Consider the following 16,528-nt stretch of genomic DNA (forward strand, 5'->3'; position numbering starts at 1 on the left):
GTAGTCGGGGAGTTAGGGATGATTTCAGCTTGGGGTATTCCGCTGGCGCTCGGCGACCGTCGCATCTTGCGTCCCGGGTCCCTGCGCTGGCTGCGCGCCCTGGGCTGGATGGTCCTGCTGTTCGGCGTCGTGGCGATACCATCCTATGCGGCGATCGGCGGCCTGACCGCCGCTCTGCCCGAGGGGGCCGTCTCCAGCCTGATCGCCAATGCGTCCGGGGCGGTGATCAGCCTGCTCCTGTACGCGCTTTTGGTCTGGGGTGGCGAGGCGCGCCGTCCGTCGGAACTGGGGCTTGGCGCCGCACCCGTCGAGTTGATGACGGGTCTGGTCATCGGGGCCGCCATGTTCGCCTCGGTCATGGGTTTGATGGCGCTGTTCGGCCTGTATGATTTCGTCTGGAAGGGGGCGGCTCCGGTCTGGGAATCCCTGGGCATCACCATCCAGTCCGGTGTGGTCGAGGAGATCCTGACCCGCGCCATCATCCTGAGGCTGGTCTGGCGGGCCTTCGGGCCGTGGGCCGCCTTCGCGATTTCGGCCGCCCTGTTCGGGGCCCTGCATCTGGCCAATCCCAACGCCACGCCGTTCGCGGCCCTGTGCATCGCCGTCGAGGCGGGCATCATGCTGGGGGCCTTCTATGCCCTGACCGGCCGGATCTGGGTGTCGATCGGAGTCCATGCGGCCTGGAATTTCACCCAGGGCTATCTGTTCGGGGCTGCCGTCTCGGGCACGGATTTCGGACCGTCCCTGGCCACTAGTACGGCCCGCGCCGGCTTCCATCCCTGGCTGACCGGCGGGGCCTTTGGCCCCGAGGCCTCGGTCCCCGGTCTGGCCGTCGGCACGGCGGTCGGGGTCTGGGTCCTCTGGCTGGCGTGGAAGTCCGGCCGCTTCGCGCGTCCGGTAGGCCCGGAGGGACTCGAACCCCCAACCAGACCGTTATGAGCGGTCGGCTCTAACCATTGAGCTACGGGCCCGCCGAGGGCGGTAGTTTCGCCTAGCAGGCGGTCGCTCCGCTTGCCAAGCGCCATTGTAGCCCGACCGGTCCCGGGTATTTCCGATGATGAATGGAACCTGCCACCGGGGCCGGGACGTTGTTCAGGCACCAACCGCCAAGGTTCCGCCACGGCCCGACGCCACCGTCCGGGTCCCGTGGCCCGTTTTCCGGAGACCTGCTGACATGACACGATCCTTCCACTCCCTTTCGCTGGGAGCCGTTCTTCTGGCCGCCAGCGCCCTGACCGCCCCGGCTGCCCTGGCCCAGGAGGCCCCGATGGCCGGCATGCATATGATGCAGGCCCCGCCGTCGCTGAACCTGTCGGCCCATGGCGAGGTGCGTATGGCCCCCGACATGGCCACCATCACCTTCGGCGTCGTCACCGAGGCCCCGACCGCCGCAGAGGCCATGCGCAGCAACGCCGCCCGGATGAATGAGGTCATGGCCGCCCTGCGCCGCGCCGGCATCGCCGAGCGCGACGTCCAGACCTCGGGCCTGAATCTCTCGGCCCAGTACGACTATGTCCAGAACGAGCCGCCCAGGCTGCGGGGCTATCAGGCCAACAACCGGGTGACCGTGACGATCAATGATCTGTCCCGGGTCGGTACCACCGCCGACGCTGTGGTGGCTGCCGGGGTCAATCAGATCGACGGCATCAGCTTCGGCCTGAAGGACTCTAGCGCCGCCGAGGATCGCGCCCGCCAGTTGGCAGTCCGCAACCTGCAGGCCAAGGCCGCCCTGTATGCCCAGGCGCTCGGTGTGCCGCTGGCCGGGATCCGCTCGCTGACCGAGTCCGGTGGCTACAGCCCACGCCCGCCGCAGCCCATGTATGCCCGCGCCGAAATGGCCATGGATTCAGGCTCGACACCGGTCGCGGTCGGTGAACTGACCGTGCGGATCGACATCACCGGCGTCTACGACCTGGGACGTTGACGCGACCCGGGCCCGCCGTCACCGGCGGGCCCGGGTCGTTCGCCCGTCGGGATACGTTCATTTGACGCAAACGCTTGCCTCTCTATGGTCGCGTCAGGCCGCTTTCTGGCCCGCACCGTCCGGACCTTCCGACCTCCATGAAACAGTTCTTCCTGACCGTGCTGGGCGTTTTCCTCGGCCTCATCCTGTTTGTGGTCGTCGTGCCGGTGGTGCTGATCACGGCGGCGGTGTCCTCGGCCTCGTCGGCCCCGGTGACCGCATCCAACACGGTGCTGGAACTGGATCTGCGCGACGGTCTGACCGACCAGGATCCGATCAATCCGTTCGCCGCCTTCGGCGGCTCCGGGCTGTCGGTCATGGAAGTCGTCGATACCCTGGCCCAGGCCGGGGATGACCGGCATGTAAAGGCCCTGCTGATCCGTCTGCCAGAGGCCGGCATGACCCCCGCCGCCGCCGACGAGGTGCGTCAGGCCGTGCGGCGTTTCCGCGCTTCTGGCAAGGTCGTGATCGCTCACAGCCAGGGCTTCCAGCCGGTCGGCACCACGATTTCCAGCTATATGGTCGGCGCCTCGGCCTCGGAACTGTGGATGCAGAACACCGCCAGCTTCCAGCTGACGGGCTTCTCCGCCGACCAGATTTTCCTCGGCCGCGCCTTCGACAAATACGGCGTCAACGCCCAGTTCGAGCAGCGTTACGAGTACAAAAACGCCGTCAACGAATACACCCAGAGTGACTTCACCCCGGCCCACCGTGAGGCGATGACGGCGTGGATGACCTCGATCTACACCAGCGCCATCGCCAATGCGGCCAGTGATCGAAAGGTCACCCCGGCGGCCCTGCGCGCGACCATCGAGGGCGGCCCGTGGTCATCGGCCGAGGCGCTGCAGCACAAGCTGATCGACAAGATCGGTCAGGTCGAGGAGGCCGAGGCCGAGATCAAGCGGCGCGCCGGCGACGGGGCCAAGCTGGTCGAATTGAGCGACTATGCCTCGTCCAAGGGCGAGCGCAGTGGCTCGGGCCGCAATGCCATCGCTATCGTCGGCGGTGAGGGGGCCATCCTGACCGGTACCGGCGGCGGCGGCGGGTTCGGCGGCGGCTCGTCGATCCGCTCCGATGACCTGGCCGGAGCCCTCTATGAAGCGATTGAGGACAAGGACGTGAAGGCCATCGTCTTCCGCGTGTCCTCGCCCGGCGGCTCGCCGGAAGCCTCGGAACAGATCCTGGCCGCCGTGCGCGCCGCCAAGGCCGCCGGCAAGCCGGTGGTCGTGTCCATGGGGGCCTACGCCGCCTCGGGCGGTTACTGGATCAGTTCGGAAGCCGACTACATCGTGGCCCAGCCCTCGACCCTGACCGGCTCGATCGGCGTGTACGGCGGCAAATTCGTGCTGGCCAATGCGCTCGGCCGCTTCGGGGTCGACATCCGCGACCTGTCGGTCGGCGGCGACTATGCCGACGCCTTCTCGCCGGCCCAGCCCTTCACCGCCGCGCAACGGACCGCCTATGCCGCCACGATCGACCGTACCTATGAGGAATTCATCACCCGGGTCGCCACCGGTCGTCACCTGACGCCGGCCCGGGTGCGGGAAATTGCCCGCGGTCGCGTCTGGACCGGTCGTCAGGCCAAGGAACTGGGTCTGGTCGACGAGCTGGGCGGGCTGCACGAGGCCATCGCCCAGGCCCGTCGTCTGGCCGAGATTCCCGCCGATGAGTCCGTGCGCTTCAAACGCTATCCGACGCCGGAATCGCCGTGGGAAGCCCTGTCCAAGGCCTTTGGCGTCTCCAGCGAGGCGGCGCGCGTGCTGGTCGGGATCGGTGGGGTGATGGCGGATCCGCAGGCCCAGGTCGTGCTGCAACGGATCGAATCCGACCGCATGCGCAGCGCCGGGGCCTCGGTCCTGGCTGAGCAGCCGCTGCCCTGACAGGGGCCCGGTCGGGCTTTCCGGACGGGCTGTCACCGCAACGCACACTCGCCTGTGACCGTGTCTTCCATTGACCCGGAAGCGATATGGACCGACATTGCGCTTCCGACGCCCCCCGGGGTGTTTCCAAAGGCTGTTCGATGATCGAGACCGATCGCTTCATTCCCTCGGGGGCTGCATCCCGTCGGCGGGCCCCCGGCCTGCTGGCACCTGTGGTGTGGCTGTGCGGTCTGATCGCCACCCTGGCGGCGATGACGATCGGGGCGGTTCTGGCAGTGTTTACGGCCGTGGCCGTGGCCGTGATCGCGATCTTCGGGACGATTCTGATCTTTCTTGCTGGTCTGGCCCTTCGCGCCCGCCGCCGCTTCGGTGGCCGCAATCGTCGCGGTGACGATGTGATCGAAGCCCGCAAGGTCGACGGCGAATGGGTCGCCTACGGCTGGGAACGCCAGGGGCGATAAGCCCGCCCATGCTCGATATCAGCGACGCGCCGTCCCCTAATTTCGACAATCGCCGCGCACCGCCGGACCTGCTGGTGCTGCACTATACCGGCATGCAAACCGCCGAGGCGGCCATCGCGCGTCTGCGGGACCCGGCAGCCGCGGTCTCGGCCCATTATGTCGTCGATGAGGACGGCCGGATCCTGAAACTGGTCGCCGAGGAACGCCGGGCCTGGCACGCGGGTCAGGGCGAATGGCAGGGCGAAACCGATTGCAACGCCGCCTCGATCGGCATCGAGATCGTCAATCCCGGCCATGAGTTCGGCTACCGGCCCTTTCCGGATATTCAGATCGCCGCCGTAACCACCCTGGTCGCTGACATCCGCTCGCGCTGGACCATCCCCGACGGTCGCATCATCGCCCATTCCGACCTGGCCCCCGCGCGCAAGCAGGATCCGGGTGAGCTGTTTCCGTGGAAGGCTCTGGCCGCCGCCGGTCATGGCCTGTGGTTCGAACCCGCCCCTGAGCGGATCGCTGCGCTGGGCCCTGACCTGACCATCGGCGACGAGGGGTTGGGTGTGGTCGTGATGCGCGCCGGCCTGCACCGGCTCGGCTACGGCCTGAAGCCCGGTGGCAGCTATGACGACGACACCCGGCTGACGGTCGAGGCCTTCCAGCGCCACTGGCGGCCCACCCGCGTCGACGGCATCGCCGATGGCGAGACTCGCGCGACCCTGATGGGCGTCCTGCAACTGGCGACGGCGGAGAGTCCGACCGGCGTCCTCAATTAGCTACGGCCATGGTCGGCGACCCGGACATCGAGGTTCTGAGGCAGCAGGACCGGGAGCGCCGGATCAAACACCGGGCCCGCGTCCGGGCCGAGGTCGAGCGGCGTGGGCTGGGCTCGGTCATGAACCAGACGCGCTGGACCGAACTGCGGGCCGCGATCAGGGACCTGCCGTTCGCGCCACCCTACCAACGCCACGACGTGCTGGAGCGCCCCGAACCGCTGTGGCCCTCTGACCAGCAGATCGATCCAGGCTGCTGGTGCGATGAATGCCTTGAGCCCCTGTATGCGATCGAATGGCTGCGGATCATCCCGCGGCTGTGGCGGCAGGAGGGGGCGCTGGTGCCGCTGAAGCCCGTCGGTGATTGCTCCGGGGCGCTACGCGCCGCCCTGTCGCGCCTCAACATTCCCTATCGCGAGGATGATCGCGGGATCTGGATCCATGGCTATGCGACGGGCGATCCCACGCTGGATCCCGGTGCCGGAGGCTGAGCCCCCAGTCCCGTCCGTTGGTGGATTGACGTGCCCGGACGAAACGCCCATCTGTCCCCCGTCAGACGGCCGGGCGGTCGCGGCGGGCGCGTGCGCCTGTCGAGGAAAGTCCGGGCTCCACGGTGAAAAGGCGGCGGGTAACGCCCGCCCGGGGTGACCCGAGGGATAGCGCCACAGAAAGCAAACCTCCGGCCCTGCGGGACCGGTAAGGGTGAAAGGGTGGGGTAAGAGCCCACCGCGTCTCTGGTAACAGCGACGGCATGGCAAGCCCCGCCTGGAGCAAGACCGAATAGGGATGTCGCGCGGTTTCGGCCGCAGGGTTCACCGCCCGAGGCATCCGGGTAGGTCGCGAGAACCGTCCGGCAACGGGCGGTCCAGAGGAATGATCGTCACCCGACGTCCGGCTTCGGCCGGGCCCAGGGGACAGAACCCGGCTTACAGGCCGTCTGACACTTTTCCCTTCAGATCGCCCCGGCCCGGCATGGGGGCGTTAACCCCTGCATCAGTCGACGGGCGCATTCTCTGTCCACAGGGTGTTTATACTTGCCGTGTTCTGTGTATGTTCTGCAATTCCCGGCACGATGTTGTCGGCGGGCCGTGAACTTGGTTAAAAAGTGTCAACTAATCCCATTGAGGCCCATCTGATCCCATGCTATCCCAATGACATGATTTTGGGGCTGAGGGACGTCGCATAGGGCGCGTCACGGATTTCAGGGGCGGACCTAAGGGTCCGATAGGGCAGAGCGTGTTTCTCTCGACCTTCGAGAAGCAGCTGGACGGCAAGCGCCGTCTCTTGATCCCCCAGGAATTCCGCACGGCTGAAAACGGCGCGGAACACGGCGTCTTCTGCTTTCCTTCCATTGAAGCCGACTGCCTCGAGGCCGGCGGTGACCGGCTGTTCGCCGAATACCGCGGCGTGATCGAGGGCCTGCCGTTCGGCGACCCCTATCGTTCGGCGCTGGAGGCCGCGATCTACGGCGAGCAGAAGGCCCTGGCCTATGACTCGGGCGGGCGCATCACCCTGCCGGAATCCCTGTGCGCCGAAGCCGAATTGTCCGAGGCGGTCGTCCTCTATGGCGTCGGCGACCGGTTCCAGATCTGGGCCCGCGACAAATGGGAAACCCATCGCGCCGAACAACGCCGTGCGGCCCGGGCCGGTCTGGCCCAGTTCGGTGAAATGCGGCGTCAGGCGATCAAGCCGGGCGGGGCCGGATGAGCGCCCCCCACGCCCCCGTCCTGATCGACCAGGTCATCGCCGCCCTGTCGCCCGGGCCCGGCGATGTGATCATCGACGCCACCTTCGGGGCCGGCGGCTATACGCGCGCCATCCTGGCGACCGGGGCCGAGGTTATCGCTCTCGATCGCGATCCGACGGTCCAGCCCTTTGCCGAGGCGGTCGCCAACGACTTTCCCGGCCAATTCACCCTGGTGCGCACGCCATTTTCAGCCCTGACCCAGGCCTTCACGGACAGCGGTCGCGACCGGCTCGACGGGGTGGTCTTCGATATCGGCGTCTCATCGATGCAACTGGACCAGGCCGAGCGCGGCTTCTCCTTCATGCGCGACGGTCCGCTCGACATGCGGATGGGCGATGAGGGCGAAACCGCCGCCGACATCGTCAACACCTGGGATCACGGGCCGATGGCCCACATTTTCAAACTGTATGGTGATGAGCGCCAGTCGGGCCGGGTCGCCACCGCCATCCTGCGTCGCCGGGTCGAGCAGCCGTTCGAACGGACGCTGGACCTCGCTGCCGTCGTGGAAAAAGCCCTGGGTGGCCGTCGGGGTGCGCCGATCCATCCGGCCACGCGCGTGTTCCAGGCCCTGCGCATCGCCGTCAACGACGAGCTGGGCGAGCTGCGTGCCGGGCTCGAGGCCGCTGAGGCCTGCCTGTCGCCGGGCGGTCGGATGGTGGTCGTGACCTTCCATTCGCTCGAGGACCGCATCGTCAAGGCCTTCCTGACCGAGCGGACCGGCAACGCCCCCGGTGGTTCGCGTCATGCCCCGGTGAAGATCGAGACCCGCAAGCCCAGCTTCACCCTGCAGTTCAAGGGCGCGCATGATGCCGACCAGCATGAGCTGGACGCCAACCCCCGCGCCCGTTCGGCCAAGCTGCGCGCCGCCGTCCGCACCGATGCCGCCCCATGGGGAGGGATCGCCGCATGACGATGTGGACCGCCCCCCGCAATGGCTTCCAGCGCCTGTTCGACTGGAAGGTGCACGGCATCCGTTGGGTCGAGATCATCGGCCTGCTGCTGGTCGCGATCATGATCTTCTCGGTCTATGTGGCCAAGGCGGGCGCGGCCCGCGAGGGTGTGCGCATCAGTCAGCTGGACCGCGAGATCGACGACAACGGCGAGCGGGTGCGCCTGCTGCGGGCCGAGGTCGCGCGCCTGGAACAGCCCGGTCGGCTGGAGGCCTTGTCGCGCAGTGCCGGTCTGGCCCCGGTCGACGTCCATCGCCGGACGAGCGAAGAGAGCCTCGCCGCGATCGCGCCTGTGCCCGAACCGCGTCCCGTCATCATCGCCCCGACAACCGCTGCCGCCGTTGATGCCGCCGCCGCCGAAAGCCCGGTCGTTCCGGGTCCGGAGGCCGGTCGATGAGCACCCAGGATCATCCGTCCGCCTATGATCGTCCGGCACCGGGTCAATCGCCGGGGCGGCGGGTATCGCCGACCTGGCGCTGGTTCGCCGAGGGCATCTGGTGGGTCGAACATGCCTTCGGCCGCGCCCGCGCCCACGCCCGGCCCGAGGAAGACGCGCGGGTCCGGATCTTCCTGATCCTGGGCCTGTTCGCCCTGGTGTTCGCGGCCCTGGCCGCGGGGGCGATCCATTCGGCCCTGATGGTTCCGCGCGGTGGCGGCGGCTATGCCGGTAATTCGAACGCCCTGGTGCGGGGCGATCTGGTCGACCGCAACGGGGCCCTGCTGGCCACCAATATCGTCCACTACGCCTTCTATATCGATCCGGCCGAGGTCTGGGACCGCGCCGCAGCCGAGCGGCAGATCCGCCAGGCCCTGCCGGCCGTGCCCGCGACGCGGCTGAAAAAGGTCCTGAACGGGGACCGACGTCTGATCGTCATGCCGGGACTCACGCCCGCCGAACGCAGAACGCTGCACGCCCTGGCGCTGGGCGGTCTGTCGTTCGAACCGGAAGACCGGCGCGTCTATCCGCTGGGCACGTCGGCTACCCATCTGATTGGTGACGCTGACACGGGCGGAATCGGGATCTCGGGGGCAGAGCTGGCCTTCAATGATGAAATTCGTGCCGCCGGGGCCAGCGGCGTGCCGTTCGCCCTGTCGATCGATCTGCGGGTCCAGGGTGTGCTGGAGAACGAATTGGCCGCGGCCGCCGAGGCCAACGGGGCCAAGGGTGCGGTCGGCATCATCACCGACGTTCAGACCGGCGAGGTCCTCGGTCTGGCCAGCTGGCCGACCAGTGACCGCCTCGATCGTGTGACCTCGGCCCACTACGAGATGGGTTCGGTGTTCAAGACCTTCACTGTGGCCGCGGGTCTCGACACCGGCACGGCCGACATGAGCACCCGGTTCGACGCCTCGGAAGCCTTCATGATCGGCAACCGTCGGATCACCGACTTCCACGCCCAGAATCGCGTGATGACGCTGGAGGAGGTCTATCTCCATTCCTCGAACATCGGCACCTCGCGGCTGGCCGTCGAGATGGGTGGATCGGTCATGCGCGACTATTTCACCCGCTTCGGCCTGATGGATGCGGCCCCGATCGAATTGAAGGAATCGGCCCGCCCGCGGCGTCCGCGCCGCTGGGACGACTCCACCCTGGCCTCCCTGTCGTTCGGCTACGGCATCATGATCACCCCGGCCCAGATGGCCGTGGCCATGGGGGCCCTGACCAACGGCGGGCGCTTCATCCCCCTCACCCTGCGCAAGGGTGACGGCACCCCGGTGCGCGGTCGACAGGTGGTCTCGCCCGAGACCTCGCGCACCCTGCTCGATCTGTTGCGCCTCAATGTGGTGCGTGGCTCGGGTGGCTTTGCCGAGGCCCCGGGCCTGCGCGTCGGCGGCAAGACCGGCTCGGCCAACAAACTGGTCGGGGGACGCTACGACCCGACCCACGCCGTCGGCACCTTCGCGGCCGTCTTCCCCGCGGACGGCCCGATCGACGCGCGCCGCTATTCGATCCTGATCCTGATGGACGAGCCCTCGGCCTGGCCGCGCACCGGCGGCTATGTCGCCGCTCCTGCCGTGGGCCGTATCGCCGACCGCATCGCCCCCTTCCTCGGCGTCGAGCGCCGCGCCGATGCCTGGCGCACGGCCCTTGGCGAACGCATCGTCGCTGAGCCAACGGCAGACGGGGGCGTGCGATGAGCGGCCTGCGCCTGTCCGACCTGCTGCGTCGCGACGTCAGTTCTGACCCCGTGATCACGGGGCTGACAGCCGACAGCCGCCAGGTCGTCCCCGGGTCGCTGTTCGTGGCCCTGCCGGGCACCGTTGCCGACGGTCGCGCCTTCATCCCCCAGGCCCTGTCGCGCGGCGCGGCGGCGGTGCTGGCCCCGCAGGACACCCCCGACAACTCGGCCCCGGTGCTGGTCACCTCGGGCGACGTGCGGCGCGCCTATGCCATCGCCGCCCGCAGCTTCTACGGGGTCCAGCCGGCCGTCTGCGTCGCCGTCACCGGCACCAACGGCAAGACCTCGGTCGCCACCTTCTGCCGCCAGATCTGGGCGGCGCTGGACATCAAGGCCGCTAGCATGGGCACGTTGGGCGTCGTCGCCCAGTCCGGTTCGCTGTGCGAGGCCCTGACCCCGCCCGGCCTGACCAGTCCCGACGCCGCCGACGCCGCCCGGCTGCTGGCCCGGCTGGCCGGTCAGGGCGTGACCCATCTGGCGCTGGAAGCCTCGTCGCACGGGATCGACCAGCGCCGCCTCGATGGCGTGTCGCTGAAGGCGGCGGCCTTCACCAACCTGTCCCAGGACCACCTCGACTATCACGGCACCATGGACGGCTATCGCGCCGCCAAGATGCGGTTGTTCGAGACCCTGCTGCCGCGCGGCCGCACAGCGGTGCTCAATGCCGACTCCGACGTCTATTCCGGCTTCGCCTCGGCCAGCATCATGTCGGGTCTGGGCGTGCTGGGCGTCGGCCAGCGCGGCCGTGACCTGACGCTGATCGAGCGTCGTCCGACCGCCGAGGGTCAGCGTCTGACCATCGAGGTCCGCGGTGAACTGCACGATGTGCTGCTGCCACTGGCCGGGGCCTTCCAGGCGTCCAACGCCCTGGTCGCGGCCGGTCTGTGCATCGCCGCCGGCGAGTCGGCCGACCGGGTGCTGGCGGCCCTGTCCACGCTCAAGGGTGCCGAGGGTCGGATGCAGCGCATCCCGGGTGCCACCCGCGGCGAGGTCTATGTCGACTATGCCCATACGCCCGATGGACTTGAGACGGTTCTGGCCGCCCTGCGGCCCCATGCCAGCGGTCGACTGATCGTGGTGTTCGGGGCCGGTGGTGACCGCGACCGGGCCAAGCGGCCGCTGATGGGCGAAATCGCCGGCCGGCTGGCCGATGTGGCCATCGTCACCGACGACAACCCCCGTTCCGAGGATCCCGCCGCCATTCGCAAGGCCGTCCGGGCCGGCTGTCCCGAGGCGCTGGAGATCGGCGACCGCGCCCAGGCCATCGCCGAGGCCGTGGCCATGATGCGCGACGGGGATGTGGTGGTGATCGCCGGAAAAGGGCATGAACAGGGTCAGATCGTCGACGGGGTGACTCACCCGTTCGACGACGCCACCGTCGCGACCGAGGCCCTCCGCGTTCATGCCTGACTCCGCTCCGCCCCTCTGGACCGCTCCCGACATCGCCCTGGCCACCGGGGGCCGGATCGAGGGCGGGGCCTTCCAGGCCAACGGCATCACCTACAACAGCCGCGAGATCGTGCCCGGCGACCTGTTCATCGCCCTCAGGGGCGCGCGTGACGGGCATGAATTCGCCGCCTCGGCCTTTGCCGCCGGCGCGGCCGGGGCCCTGGTCGAACATCCGGTCGACGGCGGTCCCTGTATCGTCGTGCCCGACACCCTGAAGGCGCTCGAGGCGCTGGGCGCAGCGGCGCGGGACCGGGCTCCGCAGGTGCGGCGCGGGGCCGTTACCGGCTCAGTCGGCAAGACCAGCGTGACCCAGGCGATCAAGGCCGGGCTTGATCTGGCCGGTCCGGCCCATGCCTCGATCAAGAGCTACAACAACCATATCGGCGTGCCCCTGACCCTGGCCCGGATGCCGGCCTCGACCGAACGGGCGGTGTTCGAGATCGGCATGAACGCACCCGGCGAAATCGGCCCGCTGAGCCGGATGGTCCAGCCCCATGCCGCCTGCGTGACCACGGTCGGCCCGGTCCACATCGAGGGCTTCAGCGACGGCGAGACCGGCATCGCGCGCGAGAAATCCGCCATCTTCGAAGGCCTCGGTCCCGGTGGCGTGGCCGTGATCAACGGTGACAACCTATGGCAGCCTATGTTGCACCAGGCCGCCCTCCACGCCGGCGCCCGCATCGCCACCTTCGGTTCCGAGCCGGGCCATGATGCGCGGTTGATCGATTTCCGGCCCGGTCCGGACGGCGCGCGCGTCTCGGCCGAAGTCCGCGGGCGTACCCATCATTTCAACCTGCGCCAGTCCGGCTTCCACTGGGGGCTGAACAGCCTGGCCGTGATCCTGATGCTGGAGGCGCTTGATGTGCCGATCGAGACGGCGCTGGCCGCCCTGTCGGACTTCGAACCCCTGGTCGGGCGGGGTCAGATCCGCAGCGTCACGCTGGCGGGCGGGGCCTTCACCCTGATCGACGAAAGCTACAACGCCAATCCGCTGTCGATGCGGGCCGGTTTTCTCAGCCTCGGCGCGCGCGCCGTCGCGCCGGGCGGGCGTCGTATCATCGCCCTGTCGGACATGCTGGAACTGGGTGACCAGTCGCGCGCGCTGCACGAGGGTTTGGCCGAGGTGATCGAGGCTGCCGCCATCGATGTGGTCCACGCCGCCGGACCGCAGATGCGCCATCTCTACGATGCCGTTCCTCCCGAGCGCCGCGGCCTGTGGTTCGCCACTGCCGCCGAACTCGCCGAACACGCTGATGATCTGGTGAACCCTCGTGACGTCGTCATGGTCAAGGGCTCCAATGGATCGAAGGCCTCTCTGGTTGCCGCCGCCCTGGCCGATCTCGAACGCCGCCATGACGCCCGGTTCAACGACGCAATAGGGAGCGTCTGATGTTCTATCTGCTCTACCTCTACTACGCTGACATCGCGCAGGATTATCCGCTTTTGAATCTGGTTCAGTACCAGACCGTGCGGGTCGTTCTGGCGATGGCCACAGCCATGATCGTGGCGGTGGCCATGGGCAGTCGCTTCATCGCCTGGATGCGCGCCAAACAGGGCAAGGGCCAGCCGATCCGCGCCGACGGGCCGATCAGTCACCTGTCCAAGGTCGGCACCCCGACGATGGGCGGACTGATGATTCTGGCCGGGATCGCCGTGGCGGTGTTTTTGTGGGGCGACCTGACCAACCCCTATATCTGGATCGTTTCGCTGGTGACGGCGGCGTTCGGTGTGCTCGGCTTCGTCGACGACTATTCCAAGGTGACCAAACAGTCCTCGGCGGGACTGACCTCGAAGCAGAAGTTGCTGGCCCAGACCGCCATTGCCGTGGTCGCGGGAATCCTGACCGTGCTGTGGATGACGGCCTCGCCGACCACGCCCAATCTGGAAACCTCGATCGCCTTCCCGTTCTTCAAGGCGGTGCTGCTGAACATCGGCTGGTTCTATGTCGTGTTCGCCGCCTTCACGATCGTCGGTTTTTCCAACGCCGTGAACCTGACCGACGGCCTCGACGGCCTGGCCATCGTGCCGGTGATGATGGCGGCGGCGGCCTTCGGCGTGATCACCTATCTGGTCGGCAATTTCATCTTCTCGGAATATCTGCAGATCCATCACGTGCCGGGGGCCGGTGAGCTGGCAGTATTCTGTGCGGCCATGATCGGCGGGGGCACGGGTTTTCTCTGGTACAATGCCCCTCCGGCCAAGATCTTCATGGGTGACACGGGTTCACTGGCCTTGGGTGGCGCGCTCGGGGCCATCGCCGTGGCAACCAAGCACGAACTGGTGCTAGGTATCGTCGGTGGTCTGTTCGTGATCGAGGCCGCCTCGGTCATGATCCAGGTCGCCTATTTCAAGGCCACCAAGAAGCGCATCTTCCTGATGGCCCCGATCCACCACCATTTCGAAAAGCTGGGCTGGCCGGAATCGACGGTGGTGATCCGCTTCTGGATCGTCTCGGCCATGCTGGCCCTGGCCGGTCTGGCCACGCTGAAGCTGCGGTAGAGCCATGATCCCCGTTCCCGGTTTCGAAGGGCGGCGTATCGCGGTCTTCGGCCTGGGACGGTCGGGGATCACGGCGGCGCGCGCGCTCAAGGCCGGCGGTGCCCGGCCGGTGCTGTGGGACGACAGTGTCTCCAGCCGCATGCAGGCCCAGGCCGAGGGCTTCGATGTCGACGACCTGACCGTGGCCGACTGGTCGGGCTTCGCCGCCCTGGTGCTGTCGCCCGGCGCGCCCCTGACCCATCCGCTGCCGCACTGGACCGTGACGAAGGCCGCCGAGGCCGGGGTGCCCGTGATCGGCGACATTGAACTGTTCGCGCGTGCTTTTGCCGCCCTGCAGCAAGTCGACCGCCCCAAGGTGGTGGCCATCACCGGTACCAACGGCAAGTCGACGACCACAGCCCTGATCGGCTGGGTGCTGCAGCAGGCCGGGCTGACCGTCCATGTCGGCGGCAATATCGGTATCGGCGTGCTGGCCCTGCCGGCCCCGACGCCGGACGCCGTCTATGTGATCGAGGTGTCGAGCTATCAGCTCGATCTGACCACCTCTTTCGCGCCTGACGTGGCCATCCTGACCAATATCAGCCCCGACCATCTGGACCGCCACGGCGGCATGGACGGCTATGTCGCGGCCAAGACCCGGATATTCCAGGCGCAGGGGCCGGATGCGGTGGCTCTGGTCAGCCTCGATGATGACTGGAGCAGCCGCGTCGCCCGTGACCTTTCGGCCTTGGGGCAGCACGTGCGTACCGTTTCGACCGCGGTCCCCGCCGAGATTCGCGTCGACAATGGCGTGTTGAGCATCGCCGGTGAGCCCGTCGCCAGCCTGACCGGTGCCCGTTCGCTCCCCGGGCGTCACAATGCCCAGAACGCCGCCTTCGCCTGGGGGGCCGCCCGCGCGCTGGGTGTACCGCGCGAGGTAGCCGCGAGCGGCCTGATGACCTTCCCCGGCCTGGCCCACCGGATGGAGCCCGTCGGCACGTTGGGTCGCGTTCAGTTCATCAACGACTCCAAGGCCACAAATACCGACGCCGCGCGTCAGGCCCTGCTCAGCTATCCGGCCAGTTTCTGGATCGCCGGTGGGCGGGCCAAGGACGGTGGTATCGACACCCTTCGCGACCTGTTTCCGCGTGTGGCCCGGGCCTATCTGATCGGCGAGGCGGCCTCCGATTTCGCCGCCACGCTCGGCGCAACGCCGCACCGGGACTGCGGGGACATGGCCTCGGCGGTTCAGGCCGCGGCCGCCGATGCGGTCGCGACGGGCGTAGAGGCGGTCGTGCTGCTGTCGCCCGCCGCCGCCAGCTTTGACCAGTATCCGGACTTCGAGGCGCGGGGCGAGGCGTTCCGTGCGGCCGTCCTGGCCTTGGGCGCGACCCCGGCGGCGAGCGCATGACCCACGGCTACACCCCTGCCTTCTCGCGCAACGACCAGGGCCCGATCGCCAAATGGTTCTGGACCGTCGATCGCGGCTTGCTGGGCGCAGCCCTGGGGCTGATGGCTCTGGGCGTCGCGCTCAGCTTCGCCTCCAGCCCCGCCGCCATCCTCGTCGATGAGTCGATTACCGATCCGTTCCACTATTCCTGGCGCATGATCGTCTTTGCCGCGATGGGGCTGGGCATCATGCTGACCACGTCGCTGTTGTCGCCACGTGGTGTGCGACGCATCGCCGTCCTGGCCCTGTGCGGAGCGCTGCTGATCATGGCCCTGCTGCCGTTTATCGGTGACACGGTGAAGGGGGCGGCGCGCTGGATCAACCTGGGTCCGTTCAGCCTGCAGCCGTCCGAATTCGCCAAGCCGGCCCTGATCGTCTTTGCCGCCTGGATGTTCGCCGAAACCCAGAAGGGGCAGGGCGTTCCCGGCGTCTCCATCGCCTTCGGCTTCTATGCGGCCACGGTCTTCCTGCTGCTGATCCAGCCCGACATCGGCCAGACCCTGCTGATCACCACCACCTTCATGGCCGTTTTCTTCATGGCCGGGGTGCCGCTGAAATGGATGGCGGTACTGGGCGGGATGGTTCTGGCCGGCATGTTCTCGATCTATTTCCTGTTCGAACATGTGCGTGCGCGTCTGGCCAAATTCATCGCTCCCGGCGTCGAGGACACCCATCAGGTCGATCGCGCCTCCGAAGCCATCCGCGCCGGTGGTCTGGTCGGACGCGGGGTCGGTGAAGGGGTGATGAAACGTCACGTCCCCGACCTGCACACCGACTTCATCTATTCCGTCGGGGCCGAGGAGTTCGGCCTGGTCCTGTCCCTGACCATGATCGGCCTCTACGCCTTCATCGTCCTGCGCGGGATGAGCCGGGCGATGAAGCTGAACGATCCGTTCGAACAGACGGCCGCGGCGGGTCTGTTCATCCTGATCGGGCTGCAGGCCTGCATCAATGTGGCGGTGAACCTGAACCTGATCCCGACCAAGGGCATGACCCTGCCCTTCATCAGCTACGGCGGCTCGTCGATGTTGGCCATGGGCCTGACCATGGGTTTCGCCCTGGCCCTCACCCGTCGCCGGCCCGGGGCCTATGAGCCGGGGGCCAGCCTGCCCCAGCGTCGCCGCCTGCTGCCCTGATTTCACGCGCCCGCCCTCGGCACGGCCGCGCGCGTGACGTAAGGAGGCGGGGCAATCCCGGAGTGTC

General features: G+C 68.0%; 15 protein-coding genes, 1 tRNA gene and 1 other RNA gene. 16 read left to right on the forward strand and 1 reads right to left on the reverse strand.

What is annotated here, in order from left to right; genetic code table 11:
- Positions 1–366: 366 nt before the first annotated feature.
- Positions 367–939 (forward strand): CPBP family intramembrane glutamic endopeptidase, encoded by a 573-nt coding sequence (locus tag AAC067_RS08655; protein ID WP_339931732.1) that lies wholly within the window; start codon positions 367–369, stop codon positions 937–939.
- Here the strand turns inward: AAC067_RS08655 and AAC067_RS08660 are convergent.
- Positions 899–971, reverse strand: a tRNA-Ile gene (locus AAC067_RS08660). The genes AAC067_RS08655 and AAC067_RS08660 overlap by 41 nt on opposite strands.
- Positions 972–1,174: 203 nt before the next feature.
- On the opposite strand from AAC067_RS08660, the gene AAC067_RS08665 reads away from it, so the two are divergent.
- The 15 genes from AAC067_RS08665 (at position 1,175) to ftsW (ending at position 16,461) form a co-directional block, all read left to right on the forward strand.
- A complete protein-coding gene (locus tag AAC067_RS08665) occupies positions 1,175–1,924 on the forward strand; it encodes an SIMPL domain-containing protein (RefSeq protein ID WP_339931531.1) in 750 nt (249 codons plus the stop codon).
- 137 nt (positions 1,925–2,061) lie between these two features.
- A complete protein-coding gene (gene sppA, locus AAC067_RS08670; protein ID WP_339931533.1) occupies positions 2,062–3,843 on the forward strand; it encodes a signal peptide peptidase SppA in 1,782 nt (593 codons plus the stop codon).
- A gap of 140 nt (positions 3,844–3,983) precedes the next feature.
- A complete protein-coding gene (locus AAC067_RS08675) occupies positions 3,984–4,304 on the forward strand; it encodes a hypothetical protein (protein ID WP_339931535.1) in 321 nt (106 codons plus the stop codon).
- A gap of 8 nt (positions 4,305–4,312) precedes the next feature.
- A complete protein-coding gene (locus tag AAC067_RS08680) occupies positions 4,313–5,074 on the forward strand; it encodes an N-acetylmuramoyl-L-alanine amidase (protein ID WP_339931537.1) in 762 nt (253 codons plus the stop codon).
- Between the two features lie 8 nt (positions 5,075–5,082).
- The gene (locus AAC067_RS08685; RefSeq protein ID WP_339931539.1) at positions 5,083–5,562 is read left to right on the forward strand and encodes a DUF6678 family protein; all 480 of its coding nucleotides are present in this window, start codon (positions 5,083–5,085) and stop codon (positions 5,560–5,562) included.
- A gap of 61 nt (positions 5,563–5,623) precedes the next feature.
- An RNA gene (gene rnpB / locus AAC067_RS08690) (RNase P RNA component class A) lies at positions 5,624–6,016 on the forward strand.
- 291 nt (positions 6,017–6,307) lie between these two features.
- Positions 6,308–6,778 carry a division/cell wall cluster transcriptional repressor MraZ gene (locus tag AAC067_RS08695; protein ID WP_339931541.1) on the forward strand — a complete coding sequence of 157 codons (471 nt, stop codon included), beginning with the start codon at positions 6,308–6,310 and terminating at the stop codon, positions 6,776–6,778.
- Positions 6,775–7,728, forward strand: coding sequence for a 16S rRNA (cytosine(1402)-N(4))-methyltransferase RsmH (rsmH, locus tag AAC067_RS08700; protein WP_339931543.1), 954 nt, complete (start codon positions 6,775–6,777; stop codon positions 7,726–7,728). The genes AAC067_RS08695 and rsmH overlap by 4 nt, the downstream gene beginning before the upstream one ends.
- Positions 7,725–8,165, forward strand: a complete 441-nt coding sequence (locus AAC067_RS08705) for a cell division protein (protein ID WP_339931545.1) — start codon at positions 7,725–7,727, stop codon at positions 8,163–8,165. Before rsmH ends, AAC067_RS08705 begins: the two co-directional genes overlap by 4 nt.
- Positions 8,162–9,907, forward strand: a complete 1,746-nt coding sequence (locus AAC067_RS08710; protein WP_339931547.1) for a penicillin-binding protein 2 — start codon at positions 8,162–8,164, stop codon at positions 9,905–9,907. Before AAC067_RS08705 ends, AAC067_RS08710 begins: the two co-directional genes overlap by 4 nt.
- Positions 9,904–11,358, forward strand: a complete 1,455-nt coding sequence (locus AAC067_RS08715) for a UDP-N-acetylmuramoyl-L-alanyl-D-glutamate--2,6-diaminopimelate ligase (protein ID WP_339931549.1) — start codon at positions 9,904–9,906, stop codon at positions 11,356–11,358. The genes AAC067_RS08710 and AAC067_RS08715 overlap by 4 nt, the downstream gene beginning before the upstream one ends.
- The gene (gene murF / locus AAC067_RS08720) at positions 11,351–12,787 is read left to right on the forward strand and encodes a UDP-N-acetylmuramoyl-tripeptide--D-alanyl-D-alanine ligase (RefSeq protein WP_339931551.1); all 1,437 of its coding nucleotides are present in this window, start codon (positions 11,351–11,353) and stop codon (positions 12,785–12,787) included. The genes AAC067_RS08715 and murF overlap by 8 nt, the downstream gene beginning before the upstream one ends.
- Positions 12,787–13,896 carry a phospho-N-acetylmuramoyl-pentapeptide-transferase gene (gene mraY, locus AAC067_RS08725; protein WP_339931553.1) on the forward strand — a complete coding sequence of 370 codons (1,110 nt, stop codon included), beginning with the start codon at positions 12,787–12,789 and terminating at the stop codon, positions 13,894–13,896. Before murF ends, mraY begins: the two co-directional genes overlap by 1 nt.
- Positions 13,897–13,900: 4 nt before the next feature.
- Complete coding sequence (murD, locus tag AAC067_RS08730; protein ID WP_339931555.1) at positions 13,901–15,286, forward strand: UDP-N-acetylmuramoyl-L-alanine--D-glutamate ligase; 1,386 nt, start codon at positions 13,901–13,903, stop codon at positions 15,284–15,286.
- Positions 15,283–16,461 carry a putative lipid II flippase FtsW gene (gene ftsW, locus AAC067_RS08735; RefSeq protein ID WP_339931557.1) on the forward strand — a complete coding sequence of 393 codons (1,179 nt, stop codon included), beginning with the start codon at positions 15,283–15,285 and terminating at the stop codon, positions 16,459–16,461. The genes murD and ftsW overlap by 4 nt, the downstream gene beginning before the upstream one ends.
- Positions 16,462–16,528: the final 67 nt, after the last annotated feature.

It is taken from the genome of uncultured Brevundimonas sp. (assembly GCF_963977465.1).
Taxonomy (GTDB): Bacteria; Pseudomonadota; Alphaproteobacteria; order Caulobacterales; family Caulobacteraceae; genus Brevundimonas.